Source organism: Nocardiopsis listeri NBRC 13360 (assembly GCF_001570765.1).
GTDB lineage: Bacteria > Actinomycetota > Actinomycetes > Streptosporangiales > Streptosporangiaceae > Nocardiopsis > Nocardiopsis listeri.
In genome coordinates this window covers 31,335-50,737 of the sequence record NZ_BCSH01000044.1, presented here as the reverse complement: position 1 = coordinate 50,737, position 19,403 = coordinate 31,335, and the positions used below count along the sequence as shown (strand labels likewise).

General features: G+C 67.5%; 18 protein-coding genes. All 18 read right to left on the bottom strand.

Features of this window, described 5'->3' with window-relative positions; all coding sequences use genetic code 11:
• Positions 1–5 precede the first annotated feature (5 nt).
• Positions 6–926, bottom strand: coding sequence for a F0F1 ATP synthase subunit gamma (locus NLI01S_RS14685; protein ID WP_067604700.1), 921 nt, complete (start codon positions 924–926; stop codon positions 6–8).
• Positions 927–929: 3 nt separating this feature from the next.
• Positions 930–2,570 carry a F0F1 ATP synthase subunit alpha gene (atpA, locus tag NLI01S_RS14680; RefSeq protein WP_067604699.1) on the bottom strand — a complete coding sequence of 547 codons (1,641 nt, stop codon included), beginning with the start codon at positions 2,568–2,570 and terminating at the stop codon, positions 930–932.
• A gap of 74 nt (positions 2,571–2,644) precedes the next feature.
• A complete protein-coding gene (locus NLI01S_RS14675; protein ID WP_067604695.1) occupies positions 2,645–3,466 on the bottom strand; it encodes a F0F1 ATP synthase subunit delta in 822 nt (273 codons plus the stop codon).
• Complete coding sequence (atpF, locus tag NLI01S_RS14670; protein WP_190318474.1) at positions 3,466–4,011, bottom strand: F0F1 ATP synthase subunit B; 546 nt, start codon at positions 4,009–4,011, stop codon at positions 3,466–3,468. The genes NLI01S_RS14675 and atpF overlap by 1 nt, the downstream gene beginning before the upstream one ends.
• Positions 4,012–4,066: 55 nt before the next feature.
• Positions 4,067–4,297 carry an ATP synthase F0 subunit C gene (gene atpE / locus NLI01S_RS14665; RefSeq protein ID WP_067604691.1) on the bottom strand — a complete coding sequence of 77 codons (231 nt, stop codon included), beginning with the start codon at positions 4,295–4,297 and terminating at the stop codon, positions 4,067–4,069.
• Between the two features lie 125 nt (positions 4,298–4,422).
• A complete protein-coding gene (gene atpB / locus NLI01S_RS14660) occupies positions 4,423–5,253 on the bottom strand; it encodes a F0F1 ATP synthase subunit A (RefSeq protein ID WP_067604690.1) in 831 nt (276 codons plus the stop codon).
• 105 nt (positions 5,254–5,358) lie between these two features.
• Complete coding sequence (locus tag NLI01S_RS26050) at positions 5,359–5,589, bottom strand: AtpZ/AtpI family protein (RefSeq protein ID WP_067604688.1); 231 nt, start codon at positions 5,587–5,589, stop codon at positions 5,359–5,361.
• Between the two features lie 105 nt (positions 5,590–5,694).
• Complete coding sequence (locus NLI01S_RS14650) at positions 5,695–6,117, bottom strand: hypothetical protein (RefSeq protein ID WP_067604686.1); 423 nt, start codon at positions 6,115–6,117, stop codon at positions 5,695–5,697.
• Between the two features lie 224 nt (positions 6,118–6,341).
• On the bottom strand, positions 6,342–7,508 hold the full coding sequence (locus NLI01S_RS14645) for an MraY family glycosyltransferase (RefSeq protein ID WP_067604685.1): 1,167 nt from the start codon (positions 7,506–7,508) through the stop codon (positions 6,342–6,344).
• 11 nt (positions 7,509–7,519) lie between these two features.
• The gene (locus NLI01S_RS14640; RefSeq protein WP_067604683.1) at positions 7,520–8,353 is read right to left on the bottom strand and encodes an L-threonylcarbamoyladenylate synthase; all 834 of its coding nucleotides are present in this window, start codon (positions 8,351–8,353) and stop codon (positions 7,520–7,522) included.
• Between the two features lie 287 nt (positions 8,354–8,640).
• Positions 8,641–9,504, bottom strand: a complete 864-nt coding sequence (gene prmC / locus NLI01S_RS14635) for a peptide chain release factor N(5)-glutamine methyltransferase (protein ID WP_067604681.1) — start codon at positions 9,502–9,504, stop codon at positions 8,641–8,643.
• A complete protein-coding gene (gene prfA, locus NLI01S_RS14630; RefSeq protein WP_067604679.1) occupies positions 9,501–10,571 on the bottom strand; it encodes a peptide chain release factor 1 in 1,071 nt (356 codons plus the stop codon). Before prfA ends, prmC begins: the two co-directional genes overlap by 4 nt.
• Positions 10,572–10,685: 114 nt before the next feature.
• Positions 10,686–10,895 carry a 50S ribosomal protein L31 gene (rpmE, locus tag NLI01S_RS14625; protein WP_067604677.1) on the bottom strand — a complete coding sequence of 70 codons (210 nt, stop codon included), beginning with the start codon at positions 10,893–10,895 and terminating at the stop codon, positions 10,686–10,688.
• 198 nt (positions 10,896–11,093) lie between these two features.
• The gene (locus NLI01S_RS14620; protein WP_067604676.1) at positions 11,094–12,905 is read right to left on the bottom strand and encodes an L-lactate permease; all 1,812 of its coding nucleotides are present in this window, start codon (positions 12,903–12,905) and stop codon (positions 11,094–11,096) included.
• A gap of 199 nt (positions 12,906–13,104) precedes the next feature.
• Complete coding sequence (gene rho / locus NLI01S_RS14615; RefSeq protein WP_067604675.1) at positions 13,105–15,117, bottom strand: transcription termination factor Rho; 2,013 nt, start codon at positions 15,115–15,117, stop codon at positions 13,105–13,107.
• A 438-nt stretch (positions 15,118–15,555) separates the two neighbouring features.
• Entirely contained in the window at positions 15,556–16,494 is a 939-nt protein-coding gene (gene thrB, locus NLI01S_RS14610) for a homoserine kinase (protein ID WP_067604674.1), read from the bottom strand.
• Positions 16,495–16,780: 286 nt separating this feature from the next.
• Entirely contained in the window at positions 16,781–17,839 is a 1,059-nt protein-coding gene (gene thrC, locus NLI01S_RS14605; RefSeq protein ID WP_190318473.1) for a threonine synthase, read from the bottom strand.
• 233 nt (positions 17,840–18,072) lie between these two features.
• Positions 18,073–19,359: a homoserine dehydrogenase gene (locus NLI01S_RS14600; RefSeq protein WP_067604670.1), complete on the bottom strand. Its 1,287-nt coding sequence runs from the start codon at positions 19,357–19,359 to the stop codon at positions 18,073–18,075.
• Positions 19,360–19,403: the final 44 nt, after the last annotated feature.

The following is a 19,403-nucleotide window of genomic DNA, read 5'->3' as shown; positions in this document are numbered from 1 at the left end:
TTCTCTTACTCACTTCCCGCGCTGGACCCAGAGAGTGCATCGGCACCGCCGACAATCTCACTGATCTCATTGGTGATCTCGGCCTGACGCGCCTGGTTGGCCAGGCTGGTCAGGTTCTTGACGAGTTCTTCCGCGTTGTCGGTCGCGGCCTTCATGGCCGCACGACGGGACGCCTGCTGGGAGGCGGCCGATTCGAGGAGGGAAGCGTAGATCCGGTTGACCACGTACTGCGGCAGCAGCTGGTCCAGGACCTCCTCCGCCGAGGGCTCGAACTCGTAGAGCGGCAGCGCCTCGCCACCGTGGCTCTCCTCGAGTTCCTCCGCCTCGACCTCTTCCACCTCCAGCGGAAGAGCGCGAACCGCCCCGGCCCGCTGGGTCAGCATCGACACGAACTCCGTGGAGACCACGTGGATCTCGTCGACACCACCCTCAGCGGTGTCCAGGGAGAACCTCTCCATGAGAGCGGAGCCGATCTCCTGGGCGTGCGCGTAGGTCGGACGCTCGGTGATGCCTTCCCAGGCCCGCTCGACCTCACGGTCGCGGAACTTGTAGAAGGCCGCACCCTTGCGACCCACCATGTAGGTGAGGACCTCCTTGCCCTGCTCCCGAAGGAGCTGGGTGAGGGACTCGGCCTCCTTGATGACGTTGGTCGAGAAGGCGCCGGCCAGACCCTTGTCGCTGGTGATGACCAGGACGGCGGCACGGGTGGGGTTCTCGGCCTCGGTCAGCAGCGGGTGATCGGTCACCCGGCTGGCGAGGGCGGACACCGCCCGCGTGATCTCCCGTGCGTAGGGGCCTGCAGCCTCGGCCGCGCGCTGCGCCTTGGTGATGCGCGTGGCGGCGATCAGCTCCATCGCACGGGTGATCTTCGCCGTCGCCTTCGTCGCACGGATCCTCCGGCGATAGACGCGAAGCTGTGCACCCATGGGTTACTTCCCGCCCTTGGCGACCTTGATGGTCTCCTGGCCGACCTTCTCCTCGGAGAGCGCCTCGGCGTCGGCCTCGGTGCCCAGGAGGCTGCCCGCAGAGGTCTGGAAGCCCTGCTTGAACTTCTCGATGGCGGCCTGAAGGGTCTTCTGGCTGTCGTCCTCGAACTTGCCGGTGTCCCGGATGGTGTCGAGAACGCCCTTGTGCTCGCGGTCCAGGTAGGACAGGAAGTCCTCCTCGAAACGGCGGACGTCCTCGACCGGGACCTCGTCGATCAGGCCGGTGTTGCCCATCCAGATCGAGACGACCGTCTTCTCCATGGAGAAGGGCGAGTACTGACCCTGCTTGAGGAGCTCCATCATTCGGGCACCGCGCTCCAGCTGCTGCTTGGAGACGGCGTCCAGGTCCGAACCGAAGGCGGAGAACGCCTCCAGCTCGCGGTACTGGGCCAGGCTCAGCCGCAGGGTACCGGAGACCTTCTTGGTCGCCTTGGTCTGCGCGGCGCCACCGACACGGGAGACGGAGACACCGACGTCGATCGCCGGACGCTGGCCCTGGTTGAACAGGTCCGAGTTCAGGAAGACCTGACCGTCGGTGATCGAGATGACGTTGGTGGGGATGTACGCCGAGACGTCGCCCGCCTTGGTCTCGATGATCGGCAGGGCCGTCATCGAACCGGCGCCCAGCTCGTCGGAGAGCTTCGCGCAGCGCTCCAGCAGCCGGGAGTGGAGGTAGAAGACGTCACCCGGGTAGGCCTCACGGCCCGGCGGGCGGCGCAGCAGGAGGGAGACCGCACGGTAGGCCTCGGCCTGCTTGGTCAGGTCGTCGAAGACGATGAGGACGTGCTTGCCCTCGTACATCCAGTGCTGGCCCAGGGCCGAGCCGGTGTACGGGGAGAGGTACTTGAAGCCGGCCGGGTCGGACGCCGGGGAGGCGACGATGGTGGTGTACTCCATCGCGCCGGCCTCTTCGAGGGCGCCACGCACACTGGCGATGGTCGAGCCCTTCTGGCCGACCGCGACGTAGATGCAGCGCACCTGCTTGGAGGGGTCGCCGGTCTCCCAGTTCGCCTTCTGGTTGATGATCGCGTCGATACCGATCGCGGTCTTACCGGTCTGTCGGTCACCGATGACCAGCTGGCGCTGGCCACGGCCGACCGGGGTCATGGTGTCGATCGACTTGATACCGGTCTGGAGCGGCTCGCCGACCGGCTGGCGCTCCATCACGGTCGCGGCCTGAAGCTCGAGCTCGCGAGTCTGGGTCGTCTCGATCTCGCCCTTGCCGTCGATGGGGGCGCCCAGGGGGTCCACCACGCGGCCGAGGAAGTTGTCGCCCACCGGGACCGAGAGGAGCTTGCCGGTGCGACGCACCTTCTGCCCCTCTTCGATACCGGTGAAGTCGCCCAGCACGACGACACCGATCTCACCGATCTCGAGGTTCTGGGCCATGCCCAGGGTGCCGTCCTCGAATTCCAGCAGCTCGTTCGCCATCGCCGAGGGAAGGCCACCGACGCGGGCGATGCCGTCACCGGAGTAGGTGACGGTTCCGACCTCTTCCGCGCGGGTGGTGTCAGGCTCGTACGACTGGACGAAGCGCTGTAGCGCGTCCCGGATCTCATCCGGCCGGATCGTCAGCTCCGCCATCTCTACGTTGTCCTTGCTCTCAAATGGCGCCGGGCCGGCGCCGTGCGTGCTTGCCTTGCGTTTATTCGCGTGTGTCAGCCGGCCAGACGGCGCTGAACCTCAGCGATGCGCCCGGCGATGGTGCCGTCGATGACCTCGTCGCCGACCTGGATGGAAAGCCCACCCACGATCTCGGGGGCGACCTCGGTGTTCAGATGGATCTCACGGCCGTACCTGCGCCGCAGAAGCGTCCGGAGACGGTCCTGGTGAGCCTCGCTCAGCGGAACGGCGCTGCGCACCACCGCGATGTAGCGCTGGGCGCGCTCGGCGACCAGCTGCCCGAAGTAGTCGAGCGCCTGTTCCAGGGTACGTGCCCGAGGACGGGTGACCGCTTCGTCGACCAGAGCCAGCGTCGCGGAGTTCACCTTGCCCGAGAGCAGGTTCTCGATCAGGGTGTGCAGGTGCGAGACGTCCACGCCCTCACGGGTGAGGGCCGCACGCAGCTCCGGCTCGGCGACGACGATCCGCTCGAACCGGAACAGCTCGTCCTCGAGCTCGTCCAGGCGGGTGCCCTCCACGGAGGCGACGGTCGCGTAGACCGCCAGGCGCTCCAGAGCGTCCACCATGTCGCGGGGGCCGGCCCACGGCTGGGACACGACGTCGTTGACCACGATGACCGTGGACGGCGACACCTTGCCCTCGAGGATCTGACCGATCAGGCCGGTCTTCTTCTCCACCGGGTTGGCCTGGTCCGCGAGCCAGCGGCGTAGGGAGTGCTCGTTGCCGAGCAGGGCGACGACCTCGAAGAGCTCGCCACCGAGGGAGACCGCGTGCTGGGCGGCGTCCGCCGACGCCAGGACGTTCTCGTCCAGGCGTCGGGTCGCCTCAGCCAGGGAGTTACGGCTGATACCACGCATCAGCGCACCCCGGCTTGCTTCGTGCTCTCGTCCTGCTGCTCCAGGTCCGCGAGGAACCGGTCCACCACGCGGGTCTGCGCCGCGCCATCGCTGAGCGACTCCCCGACGATGCGGGTGGCGAGCTCAGTGGACAGGGCGCCGATCTCGCCGCGGAGCTGGGCCATGGCCTGCTGCCGGTCGGCCTCGATCTGGGCCTTGGCGGCCTCGATGATCCGCTGGGCCTCGACCTGGGCCTCTTCGCGAGCCTCGGCGATGATCGCCGTGCGCTGTTCCTTGGCCTTCTCGAGTTCCTGCGCGTACTCGCGGTGCGACTCTTCGAGCTTCTCGCGGTACTGCTGGCGGATCTCCTCGGCCTCGGCCTCGGCGCGCTTGGCCCGCTCGATGCCGCCCTCGATGGCGTCGTGACGCTCGTCGAGGACCTTCATGACCTTGGGGACCGCCTTGCGGGCCACAAAGAAGTAGACCACGGCGAGCGCGATCGCACCGAAGGTGAACTTCACCCAGTCGATCCGCAGAATGTTGTACTCGGCTGCCAACTCCACCAACATGGTCAGCCCTCCTTCGCGTCAGTTGCCATCAGAAAACGGTTGGCAAAACGCCCTAGGCGCCGGTGGGGGCGGCGAAGGCGAGGACGAAGCCCAGGATGGCGAGGGCCTCGACCAGCGCGAAGCCGAGGTAGATGTTGGTCTGCAGCGGGCCGCGGGCCTCGGGCTGGCGGGCGATGGCCTGCATGCCGAGACCGAACACGATACCGACACCGATACCGGCGCCGATGACGCTGATGCCGTAACCGATGGTGTTGATGTTGCCGGTGATCGCAGCGATGTCCATTGTGTTTCCCTTTACTCGACGTCCGGCGTTGCGGTACGCAATAGGTCAGTTCGCCGGTTTGGACGGGTCTTAAGCACTCCTCGTCCCTGTTCCGATCGGGGGACCGGGGGAACTAGGAGGGGGTCTTAGTGAGCCGCTTCGAGCGACTGGTTGAGGTACAGGCTCGCGAGCAGAGTGAACACGAAGGCCTGGATCAGCATGATCGCGATCTCGAAGACGAAGAAGGCGATGTAACCGAGCAGCGCGGCGCCGGAGTAGACCACGGAGACCGCGGCGAGGACCGGCTCGGCCGAAAGGTTCAGCATGTACCAGCCGCCGTAGGCGAACACGGCCAGCAGCAGACTGCCCGCGAACATGGTCGCGAACAGACGCAGGGCGTGCGTGACCGGGCGGATGAGGAAGACCGAGAGGATCTCGATCGGGGTGACCAGGACGTAGATCCACTTCGGCATCCCGGGCGGGAAGATCTGGTTACGGAAGTAACCCCAGCCGCCCTGGTGTTTGATACCGATCACGATGGTCATCACGTAGATGACCAGAGCGAACATCGCGGTGAAGGCGAGGTTGCTGTTGACCGGCAGCATGCCGGGGATCAACCCGGTGAAGTTCATGGCCAGGATGAGGGTGAAGATGCCCGTCATGAACGGAATGAAGTTGTCGCCCTTGGCACCCATGGTGGGACGGGTGATGTTGTCCCTGATGAACAGGACCAGCATCTCCCCGACGCTCTGCCTGCGGCCGGGGACGAGGCTCAGCTTCTTGCTGAACCACGACCACAGAAGCAGGACGGCACCGACCGCGACGAGCAACAGAACCAGGTACAGGTCGATGCCCGTGCTGCCGGGGATATTGGCGAACCACGGTTCGGGGAAGAACATCCCGATGGTGGGGGCCTCGAACCCGCACCCGTTGTCACCGAAGAGGTGGCAACCCGGTTCGGCCGCGAGAATGCGCACGTCAGCACTCACGGCGAATCCTTTCGTCGTGACGCAAGAAAGCCTCGTTGATGGTTGTTACTGCTAGCGTCGTCGCGGAACGGGCGACGCGGGACTGCGGGGTGCTCAGATGTGACGCGTCTTGGCGACGATCAGATAGATCGCACCGGCCATACCGAGAACCGCCCCGATGGGCAGGAAGAGAGCCTGGAAACCCAGGAGCCTGTCCGCACCCCAGCCGATCGCGCTCCACATGAGAACACCCGAAAGCAGAGTCGAGAAGAGCGCCCAACCATCGGCCTCGCGTGGCGCGGGTAGCGCTTCGGGACCCTTCTTCTCGGCTGGCTCGCTGCTCATCTCGCTCCGGAATATAGCATGTGGGGCGCGGCTGGAAGGTGGCCTTCCGCCTGCCGTGGAACAGGTTATAACGCCCGCTCCCACGGAACGCGGCGGGGCACCCCATCACGAGCTCTCCGAACTCTCACTGGGGTCCACGTGGAGGATCTTCGCCCGGGAGGTGGCCCAGGTCTGCCCGCCAAGCCATGCCAGCACCACGACCAGCGCGCTGTAGACGAAGGCGTTGGTGCTGAGGTCGGCGATGAGGGGGCTTCCTCCGAGGGTCACCAGCAGGATGCCCAGCAGCGCCATCTTGACCACGAAGCCGATGAGGTTCGCGGCAAGGAACAGGTCCTTGTTGCGCCGGGTGACCAGGATGACCGCCCACTGCCCCAGCCCGAAACAGGCGATGACGATGACCACCGCCAGGGCCGAACCGAGAGCTCCCGCGGTGCCTGCGAGCAGGGCCGAGATCGCAATGGCCAGGGCTCCGCACGCGGCGCTCGGAAGCGCGGCGCCGCGGAGGATCCGGGCGTCGTGTCCCTGCATGACGAAGCTCCGTGGGGTTCAGTGGATACCTGCTCGTGAAAGCTATCACAAGGTTTTCGGTACGAAATCCAGGGGCGCCTTAACGCACCCTTAACGCCCCACGAAAGGCCCGTTCTAGGGAGTCTTCGGACCTTGTGTCACCTTGAACACACTCGACTCGACCTTCACGAGCACGCACATTCGGACCACCCGAGGGGACCTCCGTCCCGAACGTGATCGGCCTTTTATCCATCGGTTGACGAATGGTGATCTGTTCGCGATCGGGAGGCCTTCCCTTGGCTCCCGGGCAACAACCCGCGACGGTGCAGACGCGGAAGGGCGATGAGACCGACGGCACAGGCGGCCACCAGCACGGTGACCGACAGGACGATGACCGCGGAGTCGAAGATCGACAGCGACACCGCGGCGAACGCGACGATGCCCGCCCACAGGTACATCAACAGCACCGCGCGGGTATGGGTGTGCCCCATGTCCAGCAGGCGGTGGTGCAGATGCCCCCTGTCCGGGGCGAAGGGGGACTTGCCCGCGAGTGTGCGCCGCACGATAGCCAACACCATGTCGGCGAGGGGCAGCGCGATCACCAACAACGGCAGCAGGATGGGCAGGAAGACGACCAGACCGGAGGAGTTGAACTCCTCCCTGGCGGTGTTGGCGTCGAACTGACCCGTCACCGTGATGGTGATCGAGGTGAGCAACAGACCCAACAGCATCGAACCGGTGTCGCCCATGAACACCCTGGCCGGGTGGAAGTTGTGGCAGAGGAATCCCAGGCAGGTGCCCGCCAGGATGATCGCGATCATCGCCGGATAGGACTGGCGCTCGAACCCTTGGTCCACCGCGACCACGTAGTAGTAGGCGAAGAACGCCAGCGAGGAGATCGCGACGATGCCGGCGGCCAGGCCGTCCAGTCCGTCCGCGAAGTTGATCGCGTTGATGGTCGCCACGATGAGCAGGATCGAGACCATCGCCCCCAGCCACGGGCCCAGGGACAGCTGGGTGCCGGGTAGCGGCAGCCACAGCAACTGCACGCCCTGCCAGACCAAGATGCCCGCGGCGGCGGTCTGGCCCGCCAGCTTGCTCAGCGCGTCCATCCCCCACCGGTCGTCGATGACGCCGATGACGGTGATGAGCCCGCCGGCCAACAGCAGGCCGATCCAGGTCTTGGCCACGAAGACGTTCTGCAGATGCGGTAGCTGCGCCGAGATGAGCAGCGCCGCGGCGAACCCGCCGTAGATGGCGAGTCCGCCCAGCCGTGGAATGGGTTCGGTGTGCACGTCACGGTCGCGCACGGGGGGTGCCGCGCCGAAGGCGATCGCCAACCGACGTACCAACGGCACGAGCAGGTAGGTCACCGCGACGGCGATGACGAAGGTGAGCGCGTACTCCCGCACGGCCGGCCCCTCTAGTTCTTGTCGATACCGGACGTGTCGGACTCGGAGCCGGTGGACGGCGAATCGGCGGTGTCCTCGGTCTTGCCGGGACCGTCTGTCCCGCCGTCGTTGTCGGCGTCGTCGAGGGCCTCGGCGGCGGCGGTCTCCGCGTCGATCTCGGCGGTGTCGTCCTTCTTGGGCTTGGCTCGACCCTTGCGCAGCTCACCGATGACGGTGCCGCACACGGCCCGCAGCTCCTCGATGGAGATGGCGCCCGACCGCAGCACACGCGGTACCGCGTAGGTCAGGTCGACGATGGTGGAGGCCACCGGGTTGTCGCTCTCACCACCGTCCAGGTAGACGGCCACGTCCTCGTCGCCGAGCTGCTCGATGGCCTCACCGGCGTTGGCGGCGGCCCGCTGCCCCGACTTGTTGGCGCTGCTGACCGCCATGGGGCCGGTCTCCTTGAGCAGCTCCAGGGCCACCGGGTCCATCGGCATGCGCACGGCCACGGTCCCCTTGGTGTCGCCCAGGTCCCAGGACAGGCTGGGGGTGGCGGTGCACACGAGGGTGAGCGGACCGGGCCAGAACTCCTCCATGAGGTCCCGGCCGTGGTTGCCCAGGTCGTCGATCAGGGCACTGGCGGCCCGGATGGAACCGACCAGCACGGGCGGCGGCATGTCCCTGCCGCGCCCCTTGGTCTCCAGCAGGCGCGCGACCGCCTTCGGACTGAAGGCGTCGGTACCGATGCCGTACACGGTGTCGGTGGGCAGTACCACCAGGTCGCCTCGGCGTACCGCGGACGCGGCGTCGGCGATGCCGTCCTTGCGGGCGGTCTCGTCCGCGCAGTCATAGATGCGGCTCACCCTGGGTTCACCTCGATCTCGAACGGGTCGACCGGACAGATGTCGGTTCGACGGTGGGGTTGGGGGGTGAGGGCGAAGGGCGGCTAAGCTGCGCTCCTTTGCGCCTCCGCTTCGCTTTGGCTTGTTCGGGCGCCTGGGAGTCAGGAATGGGTTGAAGGAAACACAGCGGTACCTACGGTGTGATGGCTCGTTCCTCGCAATCCCACCTACGGCACCTCCCCGGGTTTTCGAAGAACAGGGCCTGACGGCGCCCGAACGGCAACCCTCCGTGGTTCACGGAACAGATCCTAATCGTCCTCGTCGGCTCGGCGCATGACCACGAAGCGGTCGCGCCTTGCCATGTCCTTATGGTTGAGGACGTCACGCCAGCCCTTGTCCTCTGGGAACAGCCGGGGAATGTCGATGCCCTGACCGTCATGGTGTTCGATGGCCATGGCCCCGCCCGGACGCAACAGCCTACGGCCGACCGCCTCCAGGTCGCGGATCATGTCCAGACCGTCCTCGCCCGACCACAACGCCGGGGCCGGGTCGTAGTCGCGTACCTCCGGCGGGATGACGTGCGCCTCCCGGGTCGGGACGTAGGGCGGGTTGCTGATGAGCAGGTCCACCCCGCCGTCGAGCTCGGGCAGGGCGGTACGCATGTCACCCTCGTGGGCTCTCACCCGATCGGCGTGCCCGCTGGACTCCACGTTGCGGCGGGTCCAGCGCAGCGCCTCGGGATCGATCTCGACCGTGTGCACCCGTGAACGCGGTACCTCCTGGGCGATGGAGATGGCGATGGCCCCGGAACCGGAGCCCAGGTCCACGACCAGTGGGTCGGCCACGTCCATGGACCGCAGCGTCTCGATCGCCCAGTCCACCATGATCTCGGTCTCGGGGCGGGGCACGAAGACACCGGGCCCGACCTGGAGTTCGAGGTAGCGGAAGTAGGCGCGTCCGGTGATGTGCTGGAGGGGTTCGCGGGCCTCTCTACGGGAGACGCACTCCCAGTAACGGGCGTCGAAGTCGGCGTCGGCGACCGAGTGCAGTTCCCCTCGACGGACACCATGCACGAACGCCGCGAGTTCCTCGGCGTCGGTGCGGGGTGAGGCCACGCCCGCCTCGGCCAGCCGGAGCGTGGCGCGGGCGACCTCATCGAGTAGGAAGTTCATGATGATTGGGCGGCTTCGAGCCTCTCCTTGGTGTCCGCGTCCACCAGGGCCTTGATGACCCCGCCCAGTTCCCCGTCGAGGACCTGGTCGAGGTTGTAGGCCTTGTAACCGACCCGGTGGTCGGAGATGCGGTTCTCCGGGAAATTGTAGGTGCGCACGCGCTCGGAGCGGTCGACGGTACGGACCTGGCTCTTGCGTTCGGCGCTGGCCTCGGCGTCCGCGCTGGCCTGGGCCTCGGCGTAGATGCGGGCGCGCAGGATACGCAGGGCCTGCTCCTTGTTCTGGAGCTGGCTCTTCTCGTTCTGGCAGGAGGCGACGATGCCGGTCGGCAGGTGGGTGATGCGCACCGCGGAGTCGGTGGTGTTGACGCTCTGCCCGCCGGGGCCGGAGGAACGGTAGACGTCGACGCGAAGATCCTTCTCGTGGATCTCGATCTCGATCTCCTCGGCCTCGGGCACGACCAGGACACCGGCGGCGGAGGTGTGGATACGCCCCTGGGACTCGGTGACGGGCACGCGCTGCACCCGGTGGACACCGCCCTCGAACTTGAGCATGGGCCACACGCCCGAGCCGGGCTCGGGGTTGCCCTTGTTCTTGAAGGCGATGGTGATGTCCTTGTAACCGCCCAGGTCCGAGTGGGTGGCGTCGATGACCTCGGTCTTGAATCCCTGCCGTTCGGCGTAGCGCAGGTACATACGGACCAGGTCGCCGGCGAACAGGGCGGACTCGTCGCCGCCCTCACCGGCCTTGACCTCCATGATGAGGTTCTTGTCGTCGGCGGGGTCACGCGGGATGAGGAGGAAGCTCAGGCGCTCGGTGAGCTGCTCGGCCTCCTCGGTCAGCCGGTCGGCCTCCTCGGCGAAGGAGGAGTCCTCGGCGGCCAGCTCGCGGGCGGCCTCGATGTCGTTCTCGACCGCCTTGAGCTGCCGGTAGGCCTCGATGATCGGGGTGAGCTGGGAGTAGCGCTTGCCCAGCCTGCGCGCCTCGGCCGGGTTCGCGTGCACCTCGGGGTCGGCGAGCCGCTGTTCCAGCTCGTAGTACTCCCCGAGTAGGTCGTCCAGCTTCACTATCCCATTCCCGTCTTCTCGTCCGCCCTGGCTGTTCCCCCGGATGAGGGGGCTGCGACCGGTCCGGTGGCGCGCCCCGCGAACAGGGCGGTGCCACCGGGCCGAAGGGCAGCGCTACTTGCGCTTGCCGAAGCGCTTCTCGAAGCGGGCGACCCGACCACCGGTGTCCAGGATCTTCTGCTTGCCGGTGTAGAAGGGGTGGCACTCGGAGCACACGTCGGCGCGCAGCTTGCCCTCGGGCAGGGTGCTACGGGTGACGAAGTGGGCGCCGCAGGTGCAGGTCACCTCGGTGGCCACGTACTCCGGGTGGATGTCGGCCTGCATGTGTTCTCCTTGCTAGTGCGCGACCGCCGGACGCATGACCACGGCACCCACCTCACAGGTGGGGGCCGTGTCGAAACCATGCGCGAACCGGTGCCGCGGCGATCCAGGTGGTCGGGTGGCGTGCTCTCCCGGTGACAGGAGGACGAACCTACCCTCACTACCAGTTTGCCAGATCGACAACCATGCCGGGACCAGTACCTATTCCCGGTCCCCCTTCGAGGACTCGGCGTCGCGCATCGTGCCGGACGGTGGTTTGCTCGCGTCGGCCCGTCGCAGTAGCAGGACCAGGACGGCCAGGAGCAGGGCCAGCACGATCGTGCCCGCGTTCACTCCGAGACCGTGGATGAACACATGGCTCACCGATCCGGCCAGGACCACGTAGTAGGTCAGCGGGATGATCGTCTGGCGGATGAGGTCTCCCTCACGACCGACCAGGCCGACCACCGCGGAGGCGGCCACGATGTTGTGCACCGTGATCATGTTCCCGGCCGCGCCTCCGACGGCCTGGGTGGCCACGACGGTCTCCGGCGGGACCCCGATCTGTTCGGCGGTGGAGAACTGGAAGAGGGAGAACATCAGGTTGGAGACGGTGTTGGAGCCGGCGACGAAGGCGCCGAGTGCGCCGATCCACGGGGCGTAGAGGGGCCAGGCGGTGCCGCCTGGCTCCGCGGCGCCGGCCGCCAGGGTCAACGGCATGCTTTCCAGGGTGGTGCCCCCGAAGTCCGCTCCGGTGTTGATGAAGACCCGGACCAGCGGCACGGCGAACAGCAGGGCGACGGCCGCCCCCGCGAGCTGGGAACCCGCCATCTTCCAGGAGGCGATGATCTCCGCGCCCTTCATGCGGTGCAGTCCGTAGGTGATGAGGCAGACCAGGATGAAGGTCGCCCCGGGTGAGTAGAGGGGTTCGACGGCCTGGGCGATGGAGGTGTCGAGGATGTCGTCGGAGCCGATGGTGACGCCGGACAACCATTCCTGGACGGGAGCGATCGTGCGGCTGCCCACCAGGATGGCGGCGACCATCAGGTAGGGGGCCCAGGCCTGGAGCAGACCCATGCGGCGACCGACGACCTCGTCCCCGCTGCCGGACTCGATCCGGCCGGTCCAGCGGGCGAGCCAGTCCTGCCGCGGTGGGAAGTCCCAGATCCTCTTCGGCATCAGGAAGCCCTTACGGGCGGTGAGGACGACGATGACCAGACCGGTGAGGCCACCCAGGAGACTGGTGAACTCGACCCCGAGGAAGTAGTTGTACAGGATCGACGGGATCGTCATGGCGAAGGCGCTGAACAGGGCGAACCTCCACACGCCGAAGCCGTCGGAGAAACGCCGGTTCTCCCCGTAGAAGCCGCAGAGCATGCAACAGATGAAGAGGGGGACGAGGGTTCCGGCCACGGCGTGCAGGAGCACGGTCTGAAGGCCGATCTCGCTGACGAACTCGGGCAGGGTGAGGCCGAGGACGGAGGCGCGTTCGGCCACCTGCTCCGAGCCGTCCAGGCCACCGGCGACCCCGACGAGGATCGGGGTGCCGACCGCGCCGAAGCTGACCGGCGTGCTCTGGATCACCAGCCCCACCATGACGGCGGCCATGGCGGGGAAGCCGAGGGCGAGCATGAGGGGCGCGACCACGGCGGCGGGGGTGCCGAACCCGGAGGCGCCCTCGATGAAGCTGCCGAACAGCCACCCGATGATCACCGCTTGGATACGTCGGTCGGGGCTGATGTCGGTGAAGGTGGCCCGGATGGTGGCCACGGCGCCGCTCTTGGTGAGAGTGGAGAGCAGGAGAAGCGCGCCGAAGATGATGTAGAGCAGGCCTGCGGCGAGGATCAGGCCTTGGATGGTGGAGGCCGCGACGGCCATCCAGTCGGTCCGCCAGAACAGGACCGCGATGCCGACCACGACCACGTACCCGGCGGGCATCGCGTACATGGCGGGGAGGCGGAACCCGACGAGCAGGACGCCGACCACGAGGATCGGGGTGAGCGCGAGGAGGCTGAGCAGGGCGAGGTTGTCCATTCCAGACGGCTCCCTGATACGGGGTGTGCACTCGGCTGGCGCGACACTAGATCCGCCGGTGCGCTCCCACCATCCCCCTTGTATGATCTGAGACACAGTAGTGATATTCGGGTTCCGGATTTCGAAAGAACCCGATCGACCGCCTCCGGACACACGAAAGGCCCCCTCCCCGAACCCGGGGAAGGGGCCTGCCGTTCGGTTACGAGCGCTCGGGCCCCACCGTGGTCTTTTGGATCTGCATGAGGAACTCGGCGTTGCTCTTGGACTCCTTCATCTTGTCCAGGAGCAGCTCGATCGCCTGTTGCGTGTCCAGGGCGTGCAGCACCCGGCGGAGCTTCCACACGACGTTCAGCTCCTCGGGCGACATCAGGATCTCCTCCTTACGGGTGCTGGAGGCGTCCACGTCCACGGCCGGGAAGATCCGCTTGTCCGCCAGGGACCGGTTGAGCTTGAGCTCCATGTTGCCGGTGCCCTTGAACTCCTCGAAGATCACCTCGTCGGCGCGCGAACCCGTCTCGACCAACGCGGTGGCCAGGATGGTCAGCGAACCGCCGCCCTCGATGTTGCGGGCCGCACCGAAGAACCTCTTCGGCGGGTACAGGGCGGTGGAGTCCACACCACCGGACATGATGCGTCCGCTGGCGGGAGCGGCCAGGTTGTAGGCGCGGCCCAGGCGGGTGATGGAGTCGAGCAGGACGACCACGTCCATGCCCATCTCCACGAGGCGCTTGGCGCGCTCGATCGCCAGGTCCGCGACGACCGTGTGATCCTCGGCCGGACGGTCGAAGGTCGAGTGGATGACCTCGCCCTTGACCGTGCGCTGCATGTCGGTGACCTCCTCGGGACGTTCGTCCACGAGGATCACCATCAGGTAGCACTCCGGGTTGTTCTCGGTGATGGCGTTGGCGATCGCCTGCATCACCATCGTCTTACCGGCCTTGGGCGGAGAGACGATCAGGCCGCGCTGACCCTTGCCGATCGGGGCGACCAGGTCGATGATCCGCGTGGTCAGCACGTTCGGCTCGGTCTCCAACCGCAGACGCTCCTGCGGGTAGAGCGGGACGAGCTTGGAGAACTCCTGGCGCCCCTTGGCCTGGTCCGAGGACATGTTGTTGACCGAGTCCAGCCGCACCAGGGCGTTGAACTTCTCGCGTCGCTCACCGTCTCGGGGCTGACGGACCGCACCGATGATGTGGTCGCCCTTGCGCAGGCCGTACTTGCGGACCTGGGCCAGGGACACGTACACGTCGCTCTGACCGGGCAGGTAGCCGGTGGTACGAACGAAGGCGTAGTTGTCCAGGATGTCCAGGATGCCCGCGACCGGCAGCAGGACGTCGTCCTCACCGATGACCGGTTCGGTCTCCGGACCGCTGCTGCGCCCCCGACGATCCCGCCGGTCCCGACGCCGACCGCGCCGGCGCCCGCCACCGAAGTCGTCGTCGTTGCCGCTGTTGCTATTGCTGTTGCTGTTACCGCTGCTACTGCGACCCTGGTTCTGGCCGTCGCCGCCGCCCTGCTGACGGTCGGTGTTGTTGGTGTTCTGGTCGTCACCGCCACGGTTGCGGTTGCGACGGTTGCGCTGGCGTTCGCGACCCTGCCCGGACCTGGTGTCACGGTCCTCGGAGTCGGGGCCGTTCTTCTGGGGGGTGCTGGATGTCTTGGTCACGCTGCTCGCGGAGGTTGAGGAGTCGGTGCCGTCCACCGAACGGGGCTGGTCACCGGATTCGTCACCGCGTTTGCGGGACGAGCGGCGGTTGCGGGAGGGCTTGTCACCCCTCCCACCCTGGGACTCGGTCACGGCCTGGTCCGATGACCGATCGCCCGAACCCTTGTTCCCCACCTCGTCGGAACCCGACGAGGTGGACGAGGCGGGTTCGGTCCGGTCGTCGGTCCCTTCGACCTTACCGGCCTCAGGGGCGGCGTCGGACTTCTTTACCGACTTCGTTTTGACCGGGGCCACGGGGCCGCCCTGCTTGGCTTCGATCGCAGCGATCACGTCGCTTTTGCGCATGCGCCCCGTACCGGTGATGCCCATGCTCGACGCGAGCTTTTGGAGCTCGGGGAGCTTCTGGGCGGCGAGACCGGTGCCGCGCGAGGCCGCACGCGACCTCGACGCGCCCGTTGGCGCGGCTTCGCCGGCCTCCGTGGAGGCGTCGGCGCCGTTCTTGCTGTCGACCGCCGCGTCCGTTCGGAGTTCGGTGGTGTCGCTCACTAAGGGTCCTTCCCAAGGAGCGGGCTTCGGCCGTCAGCGTTGTGCTTGATCGGCCGGCCCGATGGTGCGAACCGGCAGGGGCCGGGTAGGGCGTGCCCCACGTGGATGTCGGAAACCGGCGTTGTCGGTCCCCTACCCGATCGCGGCGGGCTCTGGGTACAGCCAGACGTCAGGGCGGGTGGCTCGGAGGTGATGCCCGTCAACCGTCGTGGCACGCTCATCCGAGGAGGAGCGGACTTCGAAGACGTGGGCACAGTCGCGGGGAGACCGCTGACTCGACACGTTGGCCGCCGCTTCCGACTGATCGTGAGATCGGACCGCCGGAGTATGGGATGCGGAAGCCGCTGTGGCGGATGAGCACACGCCCCGTGACGGGGCATCTGGTGCTTCACCAAGCCTAACATCACCTGAGGCCACGGCTATTCCTCGACACAGATGCTACGGATGGGGAGATGGGGTCCGCACCCCCGCCGGCTCAACGTGCAGGGGGCGTATGTCCCAATCATTACCCGCCCACCGGGCGATCGAATCAATCTGTCGGGCGATTTCCGGCGAATTCACCTCGGCGCGCCCCTCGGCGGCCGTGCACAGCACCAGAGCCGTGGGGCCCGCACCGGAGACGACCGCGGCGAGTTTCTCGTGTTCTCGCAGGTCTTCGATGAGGGAGAGGGTGCGCGGCATGGCGGGTGAGCGGTAGGACTCGTGCAGCCGGTCCCGGGTGGCCGAGAACAAGGATTCCGGTTGGCCACATACGGCCGCGGTCATCAACGCGGCGCGTCCTGCGTTGAAGGCGGCGTCGGCGTGGGGCACCGTCTCCGGCAACAGTCCGCGGGCGCGTTCGGTGGACAGCTTCCATCCCGGCACGCACAGCACCGGAAGGATCCGTTCGTCCGGGGTGAGCCGGGCGACGCCCCAGGTGTCGTCGTCGCGATAGGCCACCGTGTAGCCCCCGAAGACGCAGGGGGCCACGTTGTCGGGGTGACCCTCCATGTCCGCGGCGATCTGGTAGATCCAGTCGCGGTCCGGGCCGCCGTCGGGCCCGGTCCGGCCGAGCAGCGCCGCCGCCGCCGCGACCCCGCCGACGATCGCCGAGGAGGACGAACCGAGTCCGCGCGCGTGCGGAATGTCGTTCTCGCAGCGAAGGTCCAGACCGGGGAGTTTCTCCCCGACCCGGTCGAAGGCCTCGGCCATGGCCCTGAAGACGAGGTGACGCCGGTCGAGCGGCACCTCTCGACAGCCCTCCCCCGCGGCGAAGACGTGGAGCTCGTCGTCCTCCCGCAGGGAGACGTCGAAGCGGTTGTACAACCGGACGGCCAACCCGAGACTGTCGAACCCGGGCCCGAGGTTGGCGCTGGTGGCCGGGGCGTCCACGGACACCCGGCGCGGACGTGGTGAGGTCACTTATTCTCCCTGCGGGTTCTCCGAGGCCTGGCCATGGGGGTTGTGGTTCGGGCGCCGTCAGGCCCTGTTGTCGGGAAACCCGGGGGGCACCGCAGGTGCGATGGCACGCTTTTCGCTATCACACCGAAGGTGCCGCTGTGTTTCCTTGAACCCATTCCTGACTTGGTGGGCGCCCGAAAGAAGGAGGACCGTCGGCCGTCAGGCCGTCCGTTGAGGGTGGTGGCGGGCGACGGGTGGGCCGAAGTTCTGGCGGAGGCACGAATCAAACAAGATCCAGGGCCTGGGCGGCGGCCTGGGCGTCGACGGGGACGGTGATGGCGGAGGAGGCTCCGGCCAGGGCCCAGTCGGGGTCCTTGAGGCCGTTGCCGGTGACGGTGCACACCACGCGGCTGCCCTTGGGGACCTCTCCGGCCTCGACGGCCTGCATGAGACCGGCGACGCTCGCGGCCGAGGCGAGCTCGACGAAGACGCCCTCTTGGGATGCGAGGAGCTTGTAGGCGGCCATGATCTGACGGTCGGTGACCTTGTCGATGGCGCCACCGGACTCGTCGCGCGCCTGTTCGGCGAGCTTCCAAGAGGCCGGGTTGCCGATGCGGATGGCGGTGGCGATGGTGCTGGGGTTGGTCACGGGCGCACCGTCGACGATGGGTGCGGAGCCGCTGGCCTGGAAGCCGAGCATGCGGGGGGACCTGGTGGACACCCCGTCCTTGGCGTACTCGGTGTAGCCCATCCAGTAGGCGGTGATGTTGCCGGCGTTGCCGACGGGGATGCAGTGGACGTCGGGGGCATCACCGAGGGCGTCGACGATCTCGAAGGCGGCGGTCTTCTGCCCCTGGAGACGGTAGGGGTTGACCGAGTTCACCAGGGCGACCGGGTAGTCGACGCTGAGCTTGCGGGCGAGTTCCAGGCAGTCGTCGAAGTTGCCGTCGACCTGGAGCAGACGGGCACCGTGTACGAGGGCTTGAGCGAGCTTGCCCATGGCGATCTTGCCCTGGGGCACCAGGACGGCGCAGGCCATGCCGGCGCGGATGGCGTAGGCGGCGGCGCTGGCGCTGGTGTTGCCGGTGGAAGCACAGATGACGGCCTTGGCGCCGTCCTCGGCCGCCTTGGAGATCGCCATGGTCATGCCACGGTCCTTGAAGGAGCCGGTGGGGTTGAGACCCTCGACCTTGAGGAAGACCTCACAGCCCGTGAGCTCGGACACGTGCGTGGCGGGCAACAGCGGAGTGTTGCCCTCCTGGAGGGTGACGACCGGGGTGTTCTCGTTGACGGGGAGGCGGTCGCGGTATTCCTCGACGAGGCCTCGCCAGGCCCGTGCCATGCTCACGACGGTGTCCCTTTCGGGTGGTTGCTGTTCGCTTGACGCGCGTCCTCGGCGGACGCGCGGGAAAGTCGTCTCCGTAGAGAAGACGGAGGCGGAGGTGTCGCCGCGGCGGAACGTCCCCCCTGGTGACGAGTGTACGACCCGGCCTGCGAGGTCTTGCATCGCGGCACTGTGATCTCAGTATCCGGACACCGGGGGTCGCTTTCCGCCGAGCGACCCCCGGCCCTCGATCAGTCCTGGAAGTTCTCCACGCGCATCACGCTGGCCACCTCACGGACCATCGGGTGCGAGCTGAGCCGTTCGACCGTGTTGCTGAGCGCGGAGTCGGGCGCGGGGTGGCTGACCAGCACGAGCTGGGCGTCGTCCCCGCTGCCCTCCTGTCGCACGTTCCGGATGGAGACACCGTGGTCGGCGAAGACCTCGGCGACCTGGGAGAGCACGCCCGGCCGGTCGGCCACGTCCAGCGCCACGTGGTAGCTGGTGATGGTGCGGCCCATGTCGTGCACCGGCAGGCCGGTGTCGTGCCCGCCCTCGGCCACGGACGTGCGGGCCATCCGGTTGCGGGTCACGCCCACGATGTCGCCCAGGACCGCGCCGGCGGTGGGGGTTCCTCCCGCCCCGGCGCCGTAGAACATCAGCCGACCGGCCGACTCGGCCTCCACGAACACCGCGTTGTAGGCCTCCTTGACGCTCGCCAGCGGGTGCTCCAGCGGCAGCATGACCGGGTGGACGCGTACGCCCACGGACTCGCCGTCCTCGGAGCGCTGGCAGATCGCCAGGAGCTTGACCACGCACCCCATGTCCCGGGCACTGGCGATGTCGCCGGCGGAGACCCCCGTGATGCCCTCGCGGTGTACGTCGGCGGCGGTGACGCGCTGGGTGTGGAAGGCCAGTCGGGCCAGGATGGCGGCCTTGGCGGCGGCGTCGAAGCCCTCCACGTCGGCGGTCGGGTCGGCCTCGGCGTAGCCCAGGCTCTGTGCTTCCGCCAAGGCCTCGGTGAAGGACGACCCGGCCGAGTCCATGCGATCCAGCACGTAGTTGGTCGTGCCGTTGACGATCCCCAGGACCCGGTCGACCTTGTCACCGGCCAGGGAGTCGCGCAGCGGACGCAGCAGCGGGATGGCACCGGCCACGGACGCCTCGTAGTACAGGTCGACCCCGGCCTCGCGGGCCGCGGCGTGCAGGGTCTGCCCGTCCTCGGCCAGCAGCGCCTTGTTCGCGGTCACCACGGACTTGCCGGACTTGATCGCCGAGAGGATCAGTGAACGGGCCGGCTCGATCCCGCCGATCACCTCCACCACGACGTCGATGTCCGGGCGGGTGACCAGCGCCGTGGCGTCGGTGGTCAGCAGCGCCGGATCGACCCCGCGGTCGCGGTCGAGCCTGCGTACCGCGATCCCGCCGATCTCGATCGGCGTGCCGATCCGCGCGGCCAGTTCCTCGGACTGTTCGTTGATCAGGCGGACGACTTCCGAACCCACAACGCCGCATCCGAGCAGCGCCACCTTCATCGCCATTTGGGCGTGACTCCCACTTCTCTCGTGTCCGACCCCTTCGGACG

Excerpts from the sequence above, each read along its gene's own strand:
- rpmE (WP_067604677.1), bottom strand. The coding sequence starts at position 10,895 with ATGCAGGCCGACATCCACCCGGAGTACGTGGCCACCGAGGTGACCTGC.
- thrC (WP_190318473.1), bottom strand. The coding sequence starts at position 17,839 with ATGGCACGGGCCTGGCGAGGCCTCGTCGAGGAATACCGCGACCGCCTC.
- NLI01S_RS14620 (WP_067604676.1), bottom strand. The coding sequence starts at position 12,905 with ATGGACAACCTCGCCCTGCTCAGCCTCCTCGCGCTCACCCCGATCCTC.
- NLI01S_RS14600 (WP_067604670.1), bottom strand. The coding sequence starts at position 19,359 with ATGGCGATGAAGGTGGCGCTGCTCGGATGCGGCGTTGTGGGTTCGGAA.
- NLI01S_RS14675 (WP_067604695.1), bottom strand. The coding sequence starts at position 3,466 with ATGCGTGGTATCAGCCGTAACTCCCTGGCTGAGGCGACCCGACGCCTG.
- atpA (WP_067604699.1), bottom strand. The coding sequence starts at position 2,570 with ATGGCGGAGCTGACGATCCGGCCGGATGAGATCCGGGACGCGCTACAG.
- NLI01S_RS14685 (WP_067604700.1), bottom strand. The coding sequence starts at position 926 with ATGGGTGCACAGCTTCGCGTCTATCGCCGGAGGATCCGTGCGACGAAG.
- atpE (WP_067604691.1), bottom strand. The coding sequence starts at position 4,297 with ATGGACATCGCTGCGATCACCGGCAACATCAACACCATCGGTTACGGC.
- prmC (WP_067604681.1), bottom strand. The coding sequence starts at position 9,504 with ATGAACTTCCTACTCGATGAGGTCGCCCGCGCCACGCTCCGGCTGGCC.
- NLI01S_RS26050 (WP_067604688.1), bottom strand. The coding sequence starts at position 5,589 with ATGAGCAGCGAGCCAGCCGAGAAGAAGGGTCCCGAAGCGCTACCCGCG.
- NLI01S_RS14650 (WP_067604686.1), bottom strand. The coding sequence starts at position 6,117 with ATGCAGGGACACGACGCCCGGATCCTCCGCGGCGCCGCGCTTCCGAGC.